The 16678-nt window shown below is 45.2% G+C and carries 12 protein-coding genes and 1 pseudogene; 7 read left to right on the plus strand and 6 right to left on the minus strand.

Annotated features, from left to right (window positions below):
* The first annotated feature begins 175 nt into the window (after positions 1–175).
* Positions 176–1915 carry an ABC-F family ATP-binding cassette domain-containing protein gene (locus AC1DPK_RS09875; protein ID WP_477510164.1) on the plus strand — a complete coding sequence of 580 codons (1740 nt, stop codon included), beginning with the start codon at positions 176–178 and terminating at the stop codon, positions 1913–1915.
* 247 nt (positions 1916–2162) lie between these two features.
* Here AC1DPK_RS09875 and AC1DPK_RS09880 read toward each other — a convergent pair whose 3' ends face one another.
* The 3 genes and pseudogenes from AC1DPK_RS09880 to AC1DPK_RS09890 all read right to left on the minus strand — a co-directional run bounded on the left by AC1DPK_RS09880 (position 2163) and on the right by AC1DPK_RS09890 (position 3453).
* Positions 2163–2537, minus strand: a complete 375-nt coding sequence (locus tag AC1DPK_RS09880; protein ID WP_477510165.1) for a hypothetical protein — start codon at positions 2535–2537, stop codon at positions 2163–2165.
* Positions 2538–2860: 323 nt separating this feature from the next.
* Positions 2861–3211: pseudogene (locus AC1DPK_RS09885) on the minus strand (FGGY-family carbohydrate kinase); the annotation flags it as partial.
* Positions 3157–3453: a hypothetical protein gene (locus AC1DPK_RS09890; RefSeq protein WP_477510166.1), complete on the minus strand. Its 297-nt coding sequence runs from the start codon at positions 3451–3453 to the stop codon at positions 3157–3159. The pseudogene AC1DPK_RS09885 and the gene AC1DPK_RS09890, both read right to left, overlap by 55 nt.
* Before the next feature lie 193 nt (positions 3454–3646).
* On the opposite strand from AC1DPK_RS09890, the gene AC1DPK_RS09895 reads away from it, so the two are divergent.
* Positions 3647–4453 carry an aminoglycoside phosphotransferase family protein gene (locus AC1DPK_RS09895; protein WP_477510167.1) on the plus strand — a complete coding sequence of 269 codons (807 nt, stop codon included), beginning with the start codon at positions 3647–3649 and terminating at the stop codon, positions 4451–4453.
* Between the two features lie 136 nt (positions 4454–4589).
* On the opposite strand, the gene AC1DPK_RS09900 is transcribed toward AC1DPK_RS09895, so the two are convergent.
* Positions 4590–5192 (minus strand): TetR/AcrR family transcriptional regulator, encoded by a 603-nt coding sequence (locus AC1DPK_RS09900; RefSeq protein WP_339206568.1) that lies wholly within the window; start codon positions 5190–5192, stop codon positions 4590–4592.
* Positions 5193–5392: 200 nt separating this feature from the next.
* On the opposite strand from AC1DPK_RS09900, the gene AC1DPK_RS09905 reads away from it, so the two are divergent.
* A complete protein-coding gene (locus AC1DPK_RS09905) occupies positions 5393–6130 on the plus strand; it encodes an SDR family NAD(P)-dependent oxidoreductase (RefSeq protein ID WP_477510168.1) in 738 nt (245 codons plus the stop codon).
* 467 nt (positions 6131–6597) lie between these two features.
* On the opposite strand, the gene AC1DPK_RS09910 is transcribed toward AC1DPK_RS09905, so the two are convergent.
* Positions 6598–7638, minus strand: a complete 1041-nt coding sequence (locus tag AC1DPK_RS09910; protein WP_477510169.1) for an NAD(P)/FAD-dependent oxidoreductase — start codon at positions 7636–7638, stop codon at positions 6598–6600.
* A gap of 355 nt (positions 7639–7993) precedes the next feature.
* Here AC1DPK_RS09910 and AC1DPK_RS09915 point away from each other — a divergent pair, with 355 nt between their 5' ends.
* The gene (locus AC1DPK_RS09915) at positions 7994–9811 is read left to right on the plus strand and encodes a family 43 glycosylhydrolase (protein ID WP_477510170.1); all 1818 of its coding nucleotides are present in this window, start codon (positions 7994–7996) and stop codon (positions 9809–9811) included.
* Between the two features lie 433 nt (positions 9812–10244).
* On the opposite strand, the gene AC1DPK_RS09920 is transcribed toward AC1DPK_RS09915, so the two are convergent.
* A complete protein-coding gene (locus tag AC1DPK_RS09920; protein WP_477510171.1) occupies positions 10245–12521 on the minus strand; it encodes a preprotein translocase subunit SecA in 2277 nt (758 codons plus the stop codon).
* A gap of 850 nt (positions 12522–13371) precedes the next feature.
* Here AC1DPK_RS09920 and AC1DPK_RS09925 point away from each other — a divergent pair.
* The 3 genes from AC1DPK_RS09925 to AC1DPK_RS09935 all read left to right on the plus strand — a co-directional run bounded on the left by AC1DPK_RS09925 (position 13372) and on the right by AC1DPK_RS09935 (position 16663).
* Complete coding sequence (locus AC1DPK_RS09925) at positions 13372–14211, plus strand: aminoglycoside phosphotransferase family protein (RefSeq protein WP_441877991.1); 840 nt, start codon at positions 13372–13374, stop codon at positions 14209–14211.
* 180 nt (positions 14212–14391) lie between these two features.
* Entirely contained in the window at positions 14392–15552 is a 1161-nt protein-coding gene (trpB, locus tag AC1DPK_RS09930) for a tryptophan synthase subunit beta (RefSeq protein WP_441877993.1), read from the plus strand.
* Positions 15553–15817: 265 nt separating this feature from the next.
* Positions 15818–16663, plus strand: coding sequence for a sulfurtransferase (locus AC1DPK_RS09935; RefSeq protein ID WP_477510172.1), 846 nt, complete (start codon positions 15818–15820; stop codon positions 16661–16663).
* Positions 16664–16678 lie beyond the last annotated feature (15 nt).

A 16678-nucleotide genomic window follows, 5' to 3' on the forward strand; every position in this document is an offset into this window, starting at 1 on the left:
AAGTAACGGCAAGTTTTGATTGTACAACATGGAACTTTGACCCTCAAGGGATGGGAATACAAATCAATTGTAGTTGATTGTAAACAGTGTTACTCTAACAAAGGTAAACTCAAAATCTATGTTTTGCAATAAATCTAATAATAGTCACTATTTTAGTTATAAGAAAGGTAATACTATGATAAAAGTTGATAACTTATCCTTCTCATTTCCGCAAAAAGAACTATATAATAACATTTCATTTACGTTAGAAGAGGCACAACATTGCGCTTTTATAGGAACAAGTGGCAGTGGGAAAAGTACATTGATAGATATACTGATGGATCCAGAAAGATATATTTTCGAGGGCAAGTTAGAAATAGACCCGACTTGTAAAATTGGTCATGTAAGTCAATTCTCACAACTAGACAAAACGAAAGAAACAACAGTTTTTGAATATATAGGGGAAAAATTTATTAAGATACAAAATGAAATAACATCTATTTGTACTGAAATGGAAACATCATCGGATATTGATTCGTTATTAGAACAGTATCAATTAGCTTTAGACGCATTTGATGCAATCGGTGGGGATGATTTTGAAAGCAACATTAATAAGAAACTAAATCAAGCAAACCTCATGAAGCTAAAAGATATTAGGGTATCTGACCTGAGTGGTGGAGAATTCAAACTTATTCAAGTGATGAAGGAAATGCTTAATAGTCCAGACTTAATGATTATGGACGAACCAGATGTATTTTTAGACTTTGAAAACCTAAATGCGCTTAAAAATCTTATTAATTCTCACAAGGGAATACTGCTAGTTGTTACGCACAACCGATATCTATTGAATCATTGTTTCAACAAAATTATACACCTTGAAAACACGGAAATCCAAGAGTTTGATGGGCGATATATTGATTATAACTTCTCATTACTTCAGACTAAAGTTGAGTTGCAAGAACTCGCAATCGCTGATGATGAAGAAATTAAGAGAAACGATAAAACAATCGTTAATCTTAGAGTTATCGCAACGTATAATTCACATGCATCTAGAGGGAAAGCGTTAAAAGCTAGAGTTAGGTTTCAAGAAAGATTGGAAACGCGTAGAATTAAAATGCCATTTGTTGATATTAAGCAACCGAATATTAGTTTTGGTATTGATAATGAAATGGAAGACACCATTGTTGTAAATGTTAATCATTATAGTGTTGCCTTTGATGAGTTGCTTTTAGACAATGTTAACTTTGAGATAAAATCGACAGATAAAGTAGCCATTATTGGTGCGAACGGTACCGGGAAAACGACTTTACTCCGAGATATCTTTAAAAATAATGATGAATCAATTGAAATAAATGCTGATGTTAAAGTGGCTTATTTAAGTCAGATTCAAGGCGAAATGCTAAAGGATTCTAATACCATACTAGAAGAATTCATCGATGCTGGGTTTAAAACGTATGATGAGGTTAGATCGTATCTTTCAAACTATGGTTTTGAAGGAGAAATCGTTAATCAAAAGATAGAAGCTTTATCTGGTGGAGAAAAAAACTTGCTTCAATTAGCTAAAGTTTCAGCCAGTAAAGCAAACGTATTGCTTCTTGATGAACCGACAAGCCATTTAGACACCTATACACAAATCGCACTGGAGAAAGCCATTGAAGACTATAAAGGCGCGATTCTCATGATTTCTCACGATTTCTATACTGTTGTAAATGGTATGGATTATGTTTTAATCATTGACGATATGTCGATTAGAAAAATGAGTATGCCAGAATTTAGACAGATGATTTATGCTAGTCATTTTGATAAAGGCTATCTAGAAGCTGAACAAAATAAAAAATCAGTTGAAATGAAAATAGAATTGGCTTTAAAAGATACTAATTTTGAACTTGCAAAAGTATTGGTTGATGAGCTAGAAGAGCTGATTAAGTTGCTTTAAATTACAACCCTCTGATTGAAATGATTACAAGAATATGGCTAAAGTGAATGAGTCCGAATTCAACGATGAAACATGATCTTGATGGGAAAATATCAATTCGGGATTGCATGGGTTTCGAACATGGTAATTGTCATGTAGGAATGACAGGGGAGCAGAGATGTGAGGGAAGGGAAAAGACTGGCCCCGAACGAATAAGGGCCAGTCTGCGAGAAATCGCGATTGCGGGGGGATTACATCCCTTACGTAATTATAGAAAATTAACCTTGACGATATCCCTGCCGATGAGAGTCCCCCAACGGTCATAAACCGATGCATCAATATTGTAAGTTCCGCCTGCCAGCACGAGCTTTGTACTATTTGTTAACGTATGATGAATGTCGTATCCGCTGGTCGGCACGTTGAGCAAACCCGAATAGTAGGTCCTTGATCCGTTGTTTATCTCCTGTATTCGGAACTCGTACTGGTAACCTCCAGTCGGCTTCGTAATACCGATATAATCCGGAACCGCGCCGTAGCTATTCGGATACGGGTTAAACACATAGACCCCATTGGCCGCACTCGCTTGGGAAGCGATCCCGAGCAGCAAACCGATGACCATAACAAGTGAAAATAACTTCTTCATTATTCATTCCTCCTATTAAGGTTCGTCTTACCCGTTCCGGCCGAAATGGGTATGTACCTTTGCAGAGAGCTCTCGCAATGAATATATCATCAATTAACAGAAGTAACTATATTTAGAATTTTGAATTGTATGTCTATTTCTATCGGATTTTTTTCTATTAAAAGGAGGTTGCCCATCGTGGGCAACCTCTTATATATGCTTGGCTATACGGCGATTCGCCGTTCAGGTACCCAATGAGTGCATAGGTTGAAGAATCCATGCTAAACCTGCAGATCGGCGCATAATACGCAATACGTGTGAAATCGGTACACGCTTCTCATTTCTCATTTTTTCCAATTTTCCACCAAATGATTTATCGCTGCCTGCTCAATTGCCAGCCCTTCCGTGTAACGCTCCATAAACAAGGCAAAGCCATTCACATCTGCGCTGTCAGGATAAACCTCTTGTCCTTCTGCATGATGGAACACTTTATTGGCAAGGAAATCAGCCAAGCACTCGTGCTGCTCCTTATTAACCATATAGGATGCCAAAATTGCCATCCCCCATGGGCCGCCCTCACCAGCCGTAGACATAACCGAAACAGGAACATTCAGTGCTGCGGCACATATTTTTTGACCGACTAGCGGCGTTTTGAACAATCCGCCATGCGCCAAAATACGATTTTTTGCAGTGTTACGTCATAAGTATTCTCAACCTCTTGCTGTAATTGGTGATAGGTTTCTTGCAACCCATTAATCATTTCATTGAGATGGCAGGTCCAATAACAGTCAATCAATTGATTTTCCCACTCATAGCTGCTGGAAGCGATTGTTTCAAAATTGTAATCAATCAGTACAGCCTTAATTCGTGTGGATCCAAATTCGATGCCAAGCGAGGTTTCTCCCCTGACTGGTTTGTTCCACTTTTGATCGTTCATACTCCTTTTAAACGCTAACTATCTTATTTCGTAGTGACTACCATGGAGCAACCATCCCTACCACAACTCACGTTCACGAAAAGGGTTCAGGGTTTTAAGTCACGAATATGATATATGTGCCAAAAATTTCTATAGCTGGTTTGGTGAACTAGGATTAAAGAGAAATATCATAGAAATAAGTAGGTGAGGCATAGTGACTCAGGAAGAAGTGTTAAAAGGCGGAAATGTTAATCACATTGTCCGTAGGGAAAATACTGTTCTCCGTCCCACAGGTTATTGGAGCCCGTGTGTTCATGAGCTTCTTAAACATCTAGAGAAGCAAGGCTTTGAGGGAGCACCAAGTTTTCTCGGAATCGACGATTCTGATCGTGAAATACTAACATTCATTTCAGGGGAAGTTCCAGGGAATGAGTACCCTGAGCTTGAGCCTTACATGTGGTCGGATGAAACGCTTGTAGGTTTAGCGCGTCTTTTACGCCAGTTTCATGATGCGACTGCAGGATCAACTCTCATGACGAAGAGCAAATGGCAGCTTAGTTATGTCAATGAACGTGAGCACGAAGTGATATGCCATAATGACGCTGCATTGTACAATGTGGTCTTTCAAAAGGGGATTCCTGTGGGGCTGATTGATTTCGATATGGCTGGTCCAGGTCCACGTTTGTGGGACATTGCTTATTCCCTCTATACATCGGTTCCACTTGCGAGCYTCGAGCCTGACCATTCTTCGGGAAAAACGGTGAAGTACCAATCGGATATACACGCTACGGAGCGCCGTAAACGAATTCATTTGTTTTTTGAATCGTATGGAACTCCCGTCCCCAATGAACTGTGTCAGTGGATTATTCAACGATTGACTACAATGTGCGATACGTTGAGAAATGGCGCTGCCGAAGGGAATCTTGCCTTTAAAAAAATGGTTGATGAGGGACACTTGGCTCACTATGAGAGCGAGATTCGATTTGTAGCAGATCATTTCAATGATTGGATAAAGAACTAAATATTACGCTAACAGACCACGATAAAACATATCGAGATCAAAGAAAGGGCCATCCCGCAAAAGGATGGCCTTAAAACTTGCCATTACAGATAGTGCAGTGAACCGTATCAAAGGCACCAAGTCGGGTGCCTTTTGATTATTTTCCTACATACTTAACCGAATAAATATGCGTTTTCGTTAAATCAATCACTTCCTGGATAAATCCCTCCCGAGATTCCTTGAAATCAGTCTTGATCCAATTCAGAATGAGTCCGTAAAAGCCATAGGCTGTATAACGCTTAAAATAATCCATGTTGACGGGGATGTTATTAATCGTTTCAAAAATAAATTGTTCCTTATAGATCTTTAGAATGGTTTGAGGGAATCCCGTGTGCAATCCTGGTAAAGTATCATCGTATTTTATCAGCTCAAAAAAATCCCGGTGTTGATAAATGTAGGAAACGATATTAAAGGACGGTGCGTTGAGTCTTTCTGTGTATACTTTGTGTCCAGGAACATATGGTTTTCCTACGGAATCTTCCAACCCTTGAAACATAGAAGTAAGTAAATCTTCAGCTAATTTAATTTTATCTTGGTAATGTACATAGAAAGTACTACGGTTATAGGAGGCTGTATCTACAATGTCCTTTACAGAAACGAGATGGTAACCCTTCTCTTTTATTAGTTTTATAAAGGCTGATTTTAGATGTTCTTCTGTTCGATTTCTTCGCTCAGATGTCACGTTTTGTTCATCACTCATGAAAATATCTCCTCGCAAAAAGACGATTTTGATGTAAGTGTCTACTAGTTAGACATATATTAATACTTTAATGATTGTTAAATGTGAACAAAAAAGTACAATTAAGATGCGAACAAAATAGTACAAATATTTATTAATGAATGTTAATTAATAAAAACGCAAATAGTACTATTAAAAATATTGTACTGGAGGATTCATCGATGGGCAAACTACAAAACAAGGTAGCTGTGATTACTGGGGGAGCATCCGGAATCGGTGCAGCTACAGCACGTTTATTCGTTTTAGAAGGAGCCAAAGTGGTTCTTGTTGATTTAAATGAAGAAAAAGGAAAGGCGTTCGAGAACGAGTTAAAGGCGCTTAATGCTGAAGCACTATTTGTTAAAGCAAATATTACAAGTGAAGAAGAAGTCGCCAATATCTTCAAACAAACCGTTGAAGCCTTCGGCAAAGTGGATGTTGTATTCAACAATGCAGGGATTGGGCGCGTTCATCCTTCGCATGATTTGGAGTACTCCGAGTGGCGCAACACAGTAAATGTCGACTTGGATGGCGTCTTCCTGGTAGCACGTGAAGCCATCCGCGAAATGTTAAAAATGGGCGGAGGTACGATAGTAAATACGGCGTCTATGTACGGCTGGGTTGGTTCGCCCGGCTCGGCAGCCTATAATGCGGCAAAAGGCGGCGTGATTAATTTGACTCGCTCTCTTGCTCTTGAATATGCGGAACAAAATATCCGCATTAACTCATTATGCCCAGGTTTCATTGACACACCCATTATTCCCGAAGAAAGTAAACAAGTATTAGCCGGACTCACTCCGATGAAGCGCCTCGGTAAAGCGGAAGAAATGGCAAAAGCCGTACTTTTCATGACATGCGATGACTCATCATTTATGACTGGAAATAGCTTAACCGTTGATGGTGGATATACAGCTCAATAATAGCTCTAAACATGCAGTGATTAGCATGACCAAAGTGGCAAGCTCCAAAATGGGAAAATTAGTAGAAAGAGTAGCCATTATTACATGAGCGGTTCAAGGCACGGGCGCTATGCATGCGCATGAATTTGTCGAAGAGGATGCAAAGGTTGTCGTCATAGACATCAAAATCAGGCCGGCCAACAGCTGGCAGATGAGCTAGGCAGATAGATTTCTTACAGTGAGAATTCTATTGCGACTGGGGAAGAGTAGAAGGCTTAAGCAGATATACAGTATGTAATTTGGAGTACATCGCTCATGTGGCGATGTACTCTTTTGCGTTGTGCTCAGGAGTATCAAAATTCAACGTGAAGTCAACGAATGGGGTGAATGATTACAAAACGGTATTGTTGAATTTGGGAAGCTTTGTATTCTACGTTCTGGCCCTCACCTCACGCGCGAGAAGCAACGGGAATATCCCTCGAGTAGTCCTAAAATCGGGAGAGTCGACAGGGGTCTAATTCACTTCTAGATTCCCGATCGATTATTTCACTTGCGGCCAGATGCGCAATCAACGGCGCCAGCGTAATCGCAGAATGCATCACCGTCAGATAAAGTCCCATTATGTGATCGTGGAAGCCCACGATCGGATAGCCGTCTGCAGGCATGGGTCTCATCCCGACCTTTATGCTTTCCAGTTCCAGTTGATTTCCGTCCTTCAGACTGCGACGCAGCGTGTCGAACGCTCGCTTACCGACCGCCTCGGGTCCGTTTTCCTCCGACTCGTCGATATAATCTTCCGCAGCCAGCAGTATATGATCTGTCAGTTGACGCGCTTCAAATTGTGCATTTGAGATTAATGTGCGTATCAGTTTATTCGTAGTTTTCATCTGAATCAGAATGGAAGGCGACGACGTTACCGGCACGTGACAACCTAAGGGGTCGCAAAGTTCGGGTATGGCTGTACCTGCGGCCATTACCACGACATCCGACTCCAGAAAACCCTTGGACGTATGGATGCCGACTAAGCGGGAATCTTCTTGCTGCAGCTGTGTAACGTTGGTTCCGAAATGGATCTTTGCTCCGTACTCCCGCGCTTTGCTGAGCAGCAGCTTCGTTACCCCTATAGGGTCCAGCGCACCTTCTTCGCTAACAAAGATTGCTTCATCCGGATATTCCTTCAGATTCGGCTCCAATGCCTCAAGCTGCTCTCGGTTTAATTTTTGAAAGTGGAGTTGCTCCCTTAGGGGCGGAGTGCCCCAAGTCAGCGCTCCATTCCAATGAATGTTCAGTTCGGGCACCTCTTGCTGAAGCGTATGATATTCTTCTAAAGCTGCATCGTACAAATGCCAGTATTCGGGAGCCACCCTATGCGTCGTATGTATCCAGGCAAAAGATTTTTCAGTGACTTCACCCGCCGCGGCGGGGTGTCGTTCTATTACGGTTACATCTTGATTTCGTTTAGCCAGATGATAGGCCATGGACGCCCCGACAATCCCTGCGCCAATAATCACGATTTTTTGTTTATTCAATTATGACTCCCCCTCTATCACCCTAGTGTAACATAGGCGTCATGATAATCAGACGTTATTACATATTCAGGAAGCTGGAGTGATTGGAGTTCTGTAGAGGGGAATCTGTTTGTTTGGGGGATACAGCACTCATCGATTTTCATGAAAACGGTTCCAAAAGGCTAAGAATGACTGGAAAAGTTTAAAAATGTCTCACTACATACTAGGTTACTCATACGGTAAGCTAGTAGTAGTCCTTATATTTACAGTTCTTCCATTATGAATACTTAGGGGTGATGTTGGAATCCTCTTCGCTGTCTGGTTGCCAAGCAAGCTAATGGTATAAGCCGAACCTAAGAAATGGGAGGTAACAATTATGCGTAAAAGGTTTTTAAGTTTGTTTTTGTCAGCAACGATGCTGCTGTCCGTCCTTATCGGTTTCAATTCCTCTACATCAGCAGCGGATCCAATCATCAGTTCTGGAAATCCCATTTTCACTAGTATTTTCACCGCCGACCCTTCTGCTCGAGTGTGGAATGACGGACGTATTTACGTGTACGCGTCACACGATATCTTTCCTTCCAGAGGAAGCGATTTGATGGATAAATATCACGTCTTCTCGTCGGACAATATGGTCGACTGGGTGGACGAAGGAGAGATCCTGAGCGCGGAAGATGTGCAGTGGGGACGGCCGGAAGGGGGCTTTATGTGGGCTCCGGATGCCGCATACAAGAACGGAACCTACTACTTCTATTTTCCGCATCCTAGCGACACGAATTGGAATAGCTCTTGGAAGATCGGCGTGGCAACAAGCGACAAGCCTGCAGAGGATTTCGAGGTTCAAGGGTATATACAGGGGCTTCCTGGCAGCAATTTGATCGATCCTAACGTATTCCGCGACGACAACGGAACCTATTACCTGTATGCCGGGGGAGGAGGTACCAGCTACGGGATGAAGCTTGGTGGCGACATGGTGTCGATAGATGGTCCCGTCAAGCAGTTCACCGAGCTGGAGGATTTCCACGAGGCTACTTGGGTGTTTAAGCGGGGAAGCGTTTATTATTTAATGTACTCCGATAATAATCCTGGCGCGAACCGGATGCGGTATGCAACCAGCAGCAATCCTCTTGGACCATGGACCAACCGCGGCGTCATACTGGATCCGGTATTCGGCAGTGAAACTTCGCATGGGTCCGTTGTGGAATACAAGGGGAACTGGTATATGTTTTATCATAATGCGAAAATTTCCTCGAACGGTACGCTTCGTTCCGTCGCCGTGGATCGGTTGTATTTCAATTCCGACGGGACAATCCAAAAGGTCATACAGACGTCCGAAGGTGTACCGGCTGTTGGACCGCGCTCCACCGCTACCGAGGTCAAGTACTACGATTTGATTAACGAAAGCTTTGACGCATATACACAGAAAACGGAGTATGCCATGAATATGAGCAACGTATCCATAGGAGGAGGGGCGACTCGATCCGGTGCAAATGTTGAAAATATGCATACTCAAGGCTCCTACATTCAGTTGAATGGAATCAATGGCGGCGCAGGCGGAAAGGCGCTTCTAACCGTACTCTATTCTTCCGGGGACAGTGGGTCAGCCTTTAAGGTAGATGCGAGCGGCGACACGGCCGGAGACGGTTATTTTCTTTCTCTGCCTGGCACGGGAGGGTGGGGCAATTACACCGGCCGAACGAACCGTCTAATTGATTTGAATTCGGGCACGAACAATCAAATCCGGCTAAGCGGCGGTATGGGAGGAGTTAACGTATCGCGCGTCATCGTATCCTTGATCCCGCAAACGACGCAGGAAGCGGAATATCCAATGAGCGGAACTAACGTGTCCGTAGGGGGAGGGGCGACGAAGTCGGGTGGAAGCATTGAAAATATGCATATCCCGGGCTCCTACTTCGAGCTGACTGGGGTTGGCGGTGGTATGGGCGGCCAGAAGCTTTTGACCGTGGTTTATGCTTCAGCGGACGCCCAAACAACCTTTAAAGTGAACGCCAGCGGCGACCCGTCGGGGAACGGCAATTCGCTTACTTTGCCTGGCACGGGAGGCTGGAGTACCTACACCGGTCGGGCCAGCCGCATCATCGATTTGAATACAGGCAACAGCAACGTTATTCGGGTGAGCGGCGGCATGGGCGGAGCTAACGTGAGCCGAGTCATCATCTCGACGATTCCGTAAACATGAGTCCGTTAAAATAACAAAATAATTGCTTAATCAATAAGCAGGATGGGGGCTGTGACAGGTTACCGGTTGGTGACCTGTTGCGGCCCTCTTTGGGCTTTCCGTTCAATAGGTTGCAAACAAAGCGAGAAGTGGGTAGTTGCAGAAGGTTCGGAGTCAGCCAAAGTTTAGCAGTCGGGTTAGGAGGTTGTTGAACGCTTGTCGCTTTTGCTACCGTCCTTTCACGAACAGACGCCACTTTTCGTGCGGAGCAAGAATTCGACCGCCATTGACGCCAAAGGGATGGCGTCAATGATCGGTTTACTATTCTGATTTATTATTAAAAATCCAAGCGGGCAAGGTAGCAAGCAAATAGCTTCATTAAAATTAAGCAAGTGTTGTAATCGTGAGTGGGCGGCAACGCAATCACCTTTGAATAAGCTACGCTATATCAAATTTTTGACCACCCAAATACCGGCCTCAAAAGCTTGCGAATATAATAAGCCATTATTGTCATTGGAGTCCATGAACTGCGCTTGTTCTGGATGTATTGATCGTTGATAATATAAGTCCGAGTGGAAGTAGGGCTCTTCAGACCAAACATTTCCCACTTCGCAGGATCATTCGAACCTTCGAGTCTTACAAGCATATTCTCCGACTCACTATTTATTTTAGCCGGAATTTGCTCGTAGGCTTGGGCGATTTGCACATGAAATTCGTCGATCGGATTGCGGCTAGCAAGGCTCTCCAAGTGGATGCCTTCGCGAATGTAAGAAACGTATGCCAGATGGTCAGCCCAGCACTCGTCGATATAAAAAAGTCTTACCCGCTGCTCCGAAGGGCTCATCGGCTTCTCGCCTTTCAAAATTTCGAGCCTCTCCTCGTATAGAATCCGCCTCTGATCCTCCACCATATCCGAATAACAGTTCAGTTCCTGGCGGATATGAAAGTTTTGCCCCATAGCAACGCGCTGAATATGCGCGATTTTGCTGCGGAGCCCCGGCTTTTCGAGAGCCTCATCCTGCCTCAGATTGCGAAACGCTTTATCGATGCCGAACTGAAGCAGCAACTCGTCCTCCAAGCTTACGAAAATTACGGAAGCTCCCGGGTCGCCTTGGCGGCCAGAACGCCCGCGCAGTTGGTCGTCGATCCGCACGCTTTCGTTCACATGTGTGCCAATCACGTACAACCCACCTAGCTTGGCGACAGCTTCTGCTTGCATGGGGTTGCCTCCGCCGAGCCGAATGTCGACGCCCCGCCCTGCCATATTCGTAGACACCGTCACGGCCCCGATTTCTCCTGCTTTGGCTATGATCTCGGCTTCTTTGGCGTCGTTTTTCGCATTCAGAACATGGCAAGGTACACCGGCAACCGCTAGCGCCTCCGCCAGCATGTCAGACTCCTCGACGCTTGATGTACCAATGAGAATCGGACGACTCGTCGCATGGACGGATATGATTTCTTTTACAAGTGCCTTGAGTTTGGCTTCTTTATGAGTATAAATCCGGTAGGGATGGTCGATCCGTATGTTTGGCCGGTTCGGCATAATTTGTACGACATGCAGCGCATAAATATCTTCGAATTCCATTGCGGAGGCGTAAGCGGTAGCCGTCATTCCGCAAATCTTCGGATATAGGCTAAGGAAGTGTTGAAGGGTGATCGTCCCGAGAATTTCCCCGCCGGATATCGACTGCATCCCTTCTTTGGCCGCAAGTGCAGCTTGCAGCCCGTCCGGCAAATGCCTGTTCTCCGCCACGCGGCCGGTATATTCGTCGATCAGCTCGATTTTACCGTTCCGGACGATATAATCGACGTCTTTTTTCAATAACAATTCCACATGCAGCGCGCAATTTAATGACGTTAACAAATGACTATTATGGCTATCGTACAAATTGCCGCATCCGAGCAGCGACTCCGCTTTCGCAGAGCCTGCTTCATTTAAATATACGTTCCGTTCGAACTCGTCGAAGTCGTAATGCTCTACTTGCTCGAGGTGCCGAGCTACTTCTGCGAAACGAATGCCGTCGTTGCTGGAAGAGCCCGACTCGCCGGCGATGACTAGCGGCACCCGCGCTTCGTCGAGAAGCAGTGAATCCGCTTCGTCGACGATGACGTAGTGAAAAGGACGATGTACGGTATCGGCTTCGCCCAGTGCGATCGTGTCTCGCAAATAATCGAATCCCGCCTCCTTGGCTGTAACATAGGTTATATCCGCCGCGTACGCTTCACGTTTCTCGGACAGGTTCATGCCCGCTTGAACCGAGTTTATAGTTAGCCCTAGGAAACGATAGATTGGGCCCATCCACTCCGCATCTCGATTTGCCAAATAATCGTTAAAAGTCAGCACATGAACGCCTTCGCCGGTCAGCGCATTTAGATAAGCAGGCATAACAGCAGAGAGTGTTTTTCCTTCACCGGTATGCTGCTCAATCAAAAAACTCTTGTGAAGAGCGATGGCAGCGATGATCTGAACATCGTAAGGCTGTAATCCGAGTGTTCTTTTCGCTGTCTCACAGACTAACGCATAAGCATCGATAAGCAGCTCATCCAAAGGCGTACCCGATTTTGCTTTCTCTCTTAGCAGGAGGGATTCCGCTTGAAGCTGCCCATCGTCCCATGCTTCCAAATTCCGTTTCCTAATGAGCTCCACTTTGTCCTGATAGACTTGCAGTTGATGCTGGGTATCGCGGTCTTTGAATTTTTGGATCAGCTTGGCGGCTATATTCATAGGAATTTGATCTCCCCTCGGTAGAAATTCGATTAGTTTTGGATAATATTTGTGCTGATCTGTCACCTAATAGGTTTAAATCCATTTCATATAAGCAAAACCATATACTGCACTTACCGTCATCACCGTACTCTATAAAGCAAAGCTGACCGCCATCCAGCAGAGGATGAGTTTGGATAAGCTTTGAGCGTGACCCATTGCTGCCACTCAGACCAGACACTTCGAGAAGCAATATAATCGAAATAAATGGCTAATGCATAATCCATGACAACAGCTTACTTCTCCTCCTCCTTTAAATAAAACACTTCCTAAACGGGAACCTTGTAAGTTACGGCAAATTTGAGAGCGAACGTAATCGAAGGGGAGTAGTCTCCTTTCTCGATAACCCTTCTGTCTGGCGAGTCGCTCCAATGACATTTGTTAAGTCTTGCTGCAACCGTCTGAAGCGCGCCCTCAGTCCACGATCGTTGTTAACAAGCATACGAGGGACCGTCTCTAGTTATTGGTTAGAAAATATTGTAATTTGTCCATTGCAAAATGTAAATAATATATTGCATTCCAGTGGCGGAGAGTATCTGAAAATACTTTGATTAAGCTTCGTGTTGAGTACGAATATAGTACATATTTTATCCTCCTAAATTTGTTCGCTTTCAACTAGCTGCAAAACTCTATGGCATTTTGGTAGGCAGATTCCCTTTTTAAGTAGTCAATATGCTCAGCAATGAATGGAATACTATCGTCTCTATTTTTATATTTTCAGGTTAATGGAAGCGTGGTATTATAACGAATAATAGGTTTAGTTTCAATTATTTTACAAAATTAGATTAGATAAAGGGGGCAACGATTTATTATGCTAGGCAAATGCATAGGCATTGGCTCCAGTTGTGAGGTGCATGAGTGGGGCGAAGAGGGAAAAGTAGTAAAGTTGTTTCATGCTGGCACGCCATTGGAAGCTGTTCAACTCGAATATCGGAACAGTTCTGCTGCTTGGTCCAGCGGACTACCGGCAGCGCGCCCGTTCGAGCAAATCGTGTGGGATAACCGCCTTGGTATCGTTTTCGAGAAAGTAGTCGGATCGACATTCGTGAATCGTTTTTTTGAACAACTGCATGCTTTTCATGAAATTGATTTTGACGATGTAGACAGCGATTTAAGGAAATTTGCTCGCGTCCTGTATAACATTCATAATGGAGACATCAGCGGGATTGTTACTGAGCAAAAGGAGCATTTGAAGGTAATCATCGGTAGACCCTCCTTGCTGACGGAAGACGAAATAACTGCCCTCCATGCTTATGTGGATCAGTTGCCTAATAAACGAATGCTATGCCACGGCGACACGAACGTCAATAATCTCATTTTGCGAGAAGGTATACCAGTTATGATCGATTGGATGCATACCGTAATCGGCAACCCGGCGGCGGATATCGCGGAAGTATGCGTGACGATCCTGTATGCTGTGTTGCCCCCAGAAACGCCGCCTGACGTTAACGCATTCTTTGAATCCTCGCGGGAGACTGCATACCGTATATTCGTCGATGAATATTGCAAGCTGTCTGGCGTGACAGAAGATGAAATATTCCCTTGGTACGTTCCAGTCGCCGCTCGTCAGCTCGCATCGGGTGCCTTATCAGACGTACAAGCGGAAAAGCTTGTTGCTTTGATTAGGGATAAGCTCAGTATCGTGCTTTAGCGAAGAGGGCTGTAATAGGTTAAGGACAAGTTTACGATTGGATGTCATTTTCAGAGCATGACTGCAAGCTAGAGTGTTATTATTCTACCGGCTGACAATACACGTATATAAAATATTACAGAAAATTATGGTAATATAGTTCTGATAGATTACCATTTTAATTTATGGAGGCGCTTACTTATGGACCAACAGTTGCAGCAAGAGGGGTACTTCGGGGAATTCGGAGGAAGCTTCGTTCCACCGGAATTGCAGGAAGTGCTAAACTATTTGAGCGAGCAATTTTACAAGTTCAGTGAAGATCCGGACTTTCAGGAAGAGCTCAGCTATTACCTGCGTGAATATGTTGGCCGCAAGAGCCCGCTCACGTATGCGGAGAGGCTGTCCAAATCGTGGGGAGGACCCAAGATCTACTTAAAGCGCGAAGATCTGAACCATACTGGTGCGCATAAGATCAACAACGCCATTGGCCAGATTCTGCTCGCCAAGCGAATGGGTGCCAAGCGGATTATCGCCGAGACTGGTGCTGGTCAACATGGAGTTGCGACAGCTACGGCTTGCGCAATGTTTAATATGGAATGCGTCATCTATATGGGAGCTGAAGATATGCGCCGCCAGGCGCTCAACGTGTTCCGGATGGAACTGCTCGGTGCTACTGTTGTGCCGGTTGATAAGGGTCAGGGTCGACTGAAGGACGCTGTGGACGAAGCATTGGGCGATCTGGTTCGCAATTATAAAAATACGTTTTACTTGCTCGGTTCTGCGGTTGGTCCACATCCGTTTCCGACGATGGTCAAGCATTTTCAAGCGGTCATCAGTGAAGAGTCGAAGCAGCAGATTTTGGAGAAGGAAGGTCGTTTGCCTGATGCGGTAGTAGCCTGTGCGGGCGGCGGCAGCAATGCGATTGGCGCATTCGCTCATTACATCGACGAGCCGAGCGTTCGCTTAATCGGCGTTGAACCCGATCAAGCACCGACTTTAACGGAAGGCGTTCCGGGTATGATTCACGGCTTCAAATGCTTGGTACTGCTGGACGAGGAAGGAGAGCCGCGGAAGACGTATTCAATCGCCGCGGGGCTCGATTATCCGGGTATCGGGCCGGAGCATAGCCATTTGAAGGTGACTGGACGCGCCGAATATGCGACGGTTACCAATGAGGAAGTGCTGGAAGCATTCCAAGAACTTTCTCGTACGGAAGGAATTATCCCTGCCTTGGAGAGCGCGCACGCGGTTGCCTATGCCAAGAAGCTGGCGCCAACGATGGATCAAGAACAGATCTTGATCATTAACCTTTCCGGACGCGGAGACAAAGATGTCGAGCAAGTATTTCAGATGATTAAATAATAACAACTGTCGGCTGCATCCATGTAAGATCGGGTGCGGTACGATGAAAACAATCACGATTATAACGATGTGATCTAGAATTTGGAATAGCAGACCGGGAGCCTCCTAAGTGGAGAGACTCCCGGTCTTTGTTATATAATTGGCAGAAGAGCTCCATTGAAGATTGGAATCACACCATATACTATAGATATGAAGGCTAATAGAGCGATCTAAGGCTAAAGGTTCCATAATGGATTACATAAATGAACGAAAGAGGCGAGTCAAAATGAATAACATCGTGTCGTTGGAATGGCTAAAAGAGAAACTCGGTGAGCCGAAACTCGTCATCGCGGATTGCCGTTTTCGTTTGGACGATCCCGATGCGGGGCTCAGAGCGTACGAGGAGTCCCATATTCCGGGGGCTGTTTATATGGATCTGGAGAAGGATCTATCCGGTGAGGTCGAGGAATATGGCGGACGCCATCCGCTTCCCGATATTTTTGCAATGACAGTGACGTTCGGCAGGACGGGCATAAGCAACGATTCAATTGTGGTTGCTTATGACGATCAAGGCGGAGCGATGGCTTCCCGACTGTGGTGGCTGCTGAAGTATATGGGGCATGAGCAGGTTTATGTACTGGACAACGGCTTCTCGGCTTGGGCCAATGAAGGGTTGCCTGTATCAACCGAAAACAAAGTCGTGCAACCTGCGACATACCTTGCAACGGTGCAGCACAATATGCTAGTTGAAATGGATGAGGTTAGGGAGCTGCTTGGCAGCGAGGGAGTAACGCTTATCGACTCGCGCGAAGCTCCACGCTACCGCGGAGAGGTCGAGCCGATCGACCGCGTCGCAGGCCACATTCAAGGCGCGATTAATCGTTTCTGGCAAGAGGGTCTAACGGAATCCGGCGGTTGGAAGGATGTCGCCGCTCAATCCGATCGGTTCCATGATCTGGACAAGAACGGCGAGCTGATCGTGTATTGCGGATCAGGCGTCACAGCCACGCCAAACGTCATTGCGCTGCAGGAAGCAGGCTTCACGAAAGTGCGCTTGTATGCGGGAAGTTGGAGTGATTGGATTAGCTATGAGGAGAATCCGGTAGCGACGGGTGACGAAGAGAAGGCTTAATCGAAATAATAGTGT

Source organism: Paenibacillus sp. 01T424 (genome assembly GCF_056398745.1).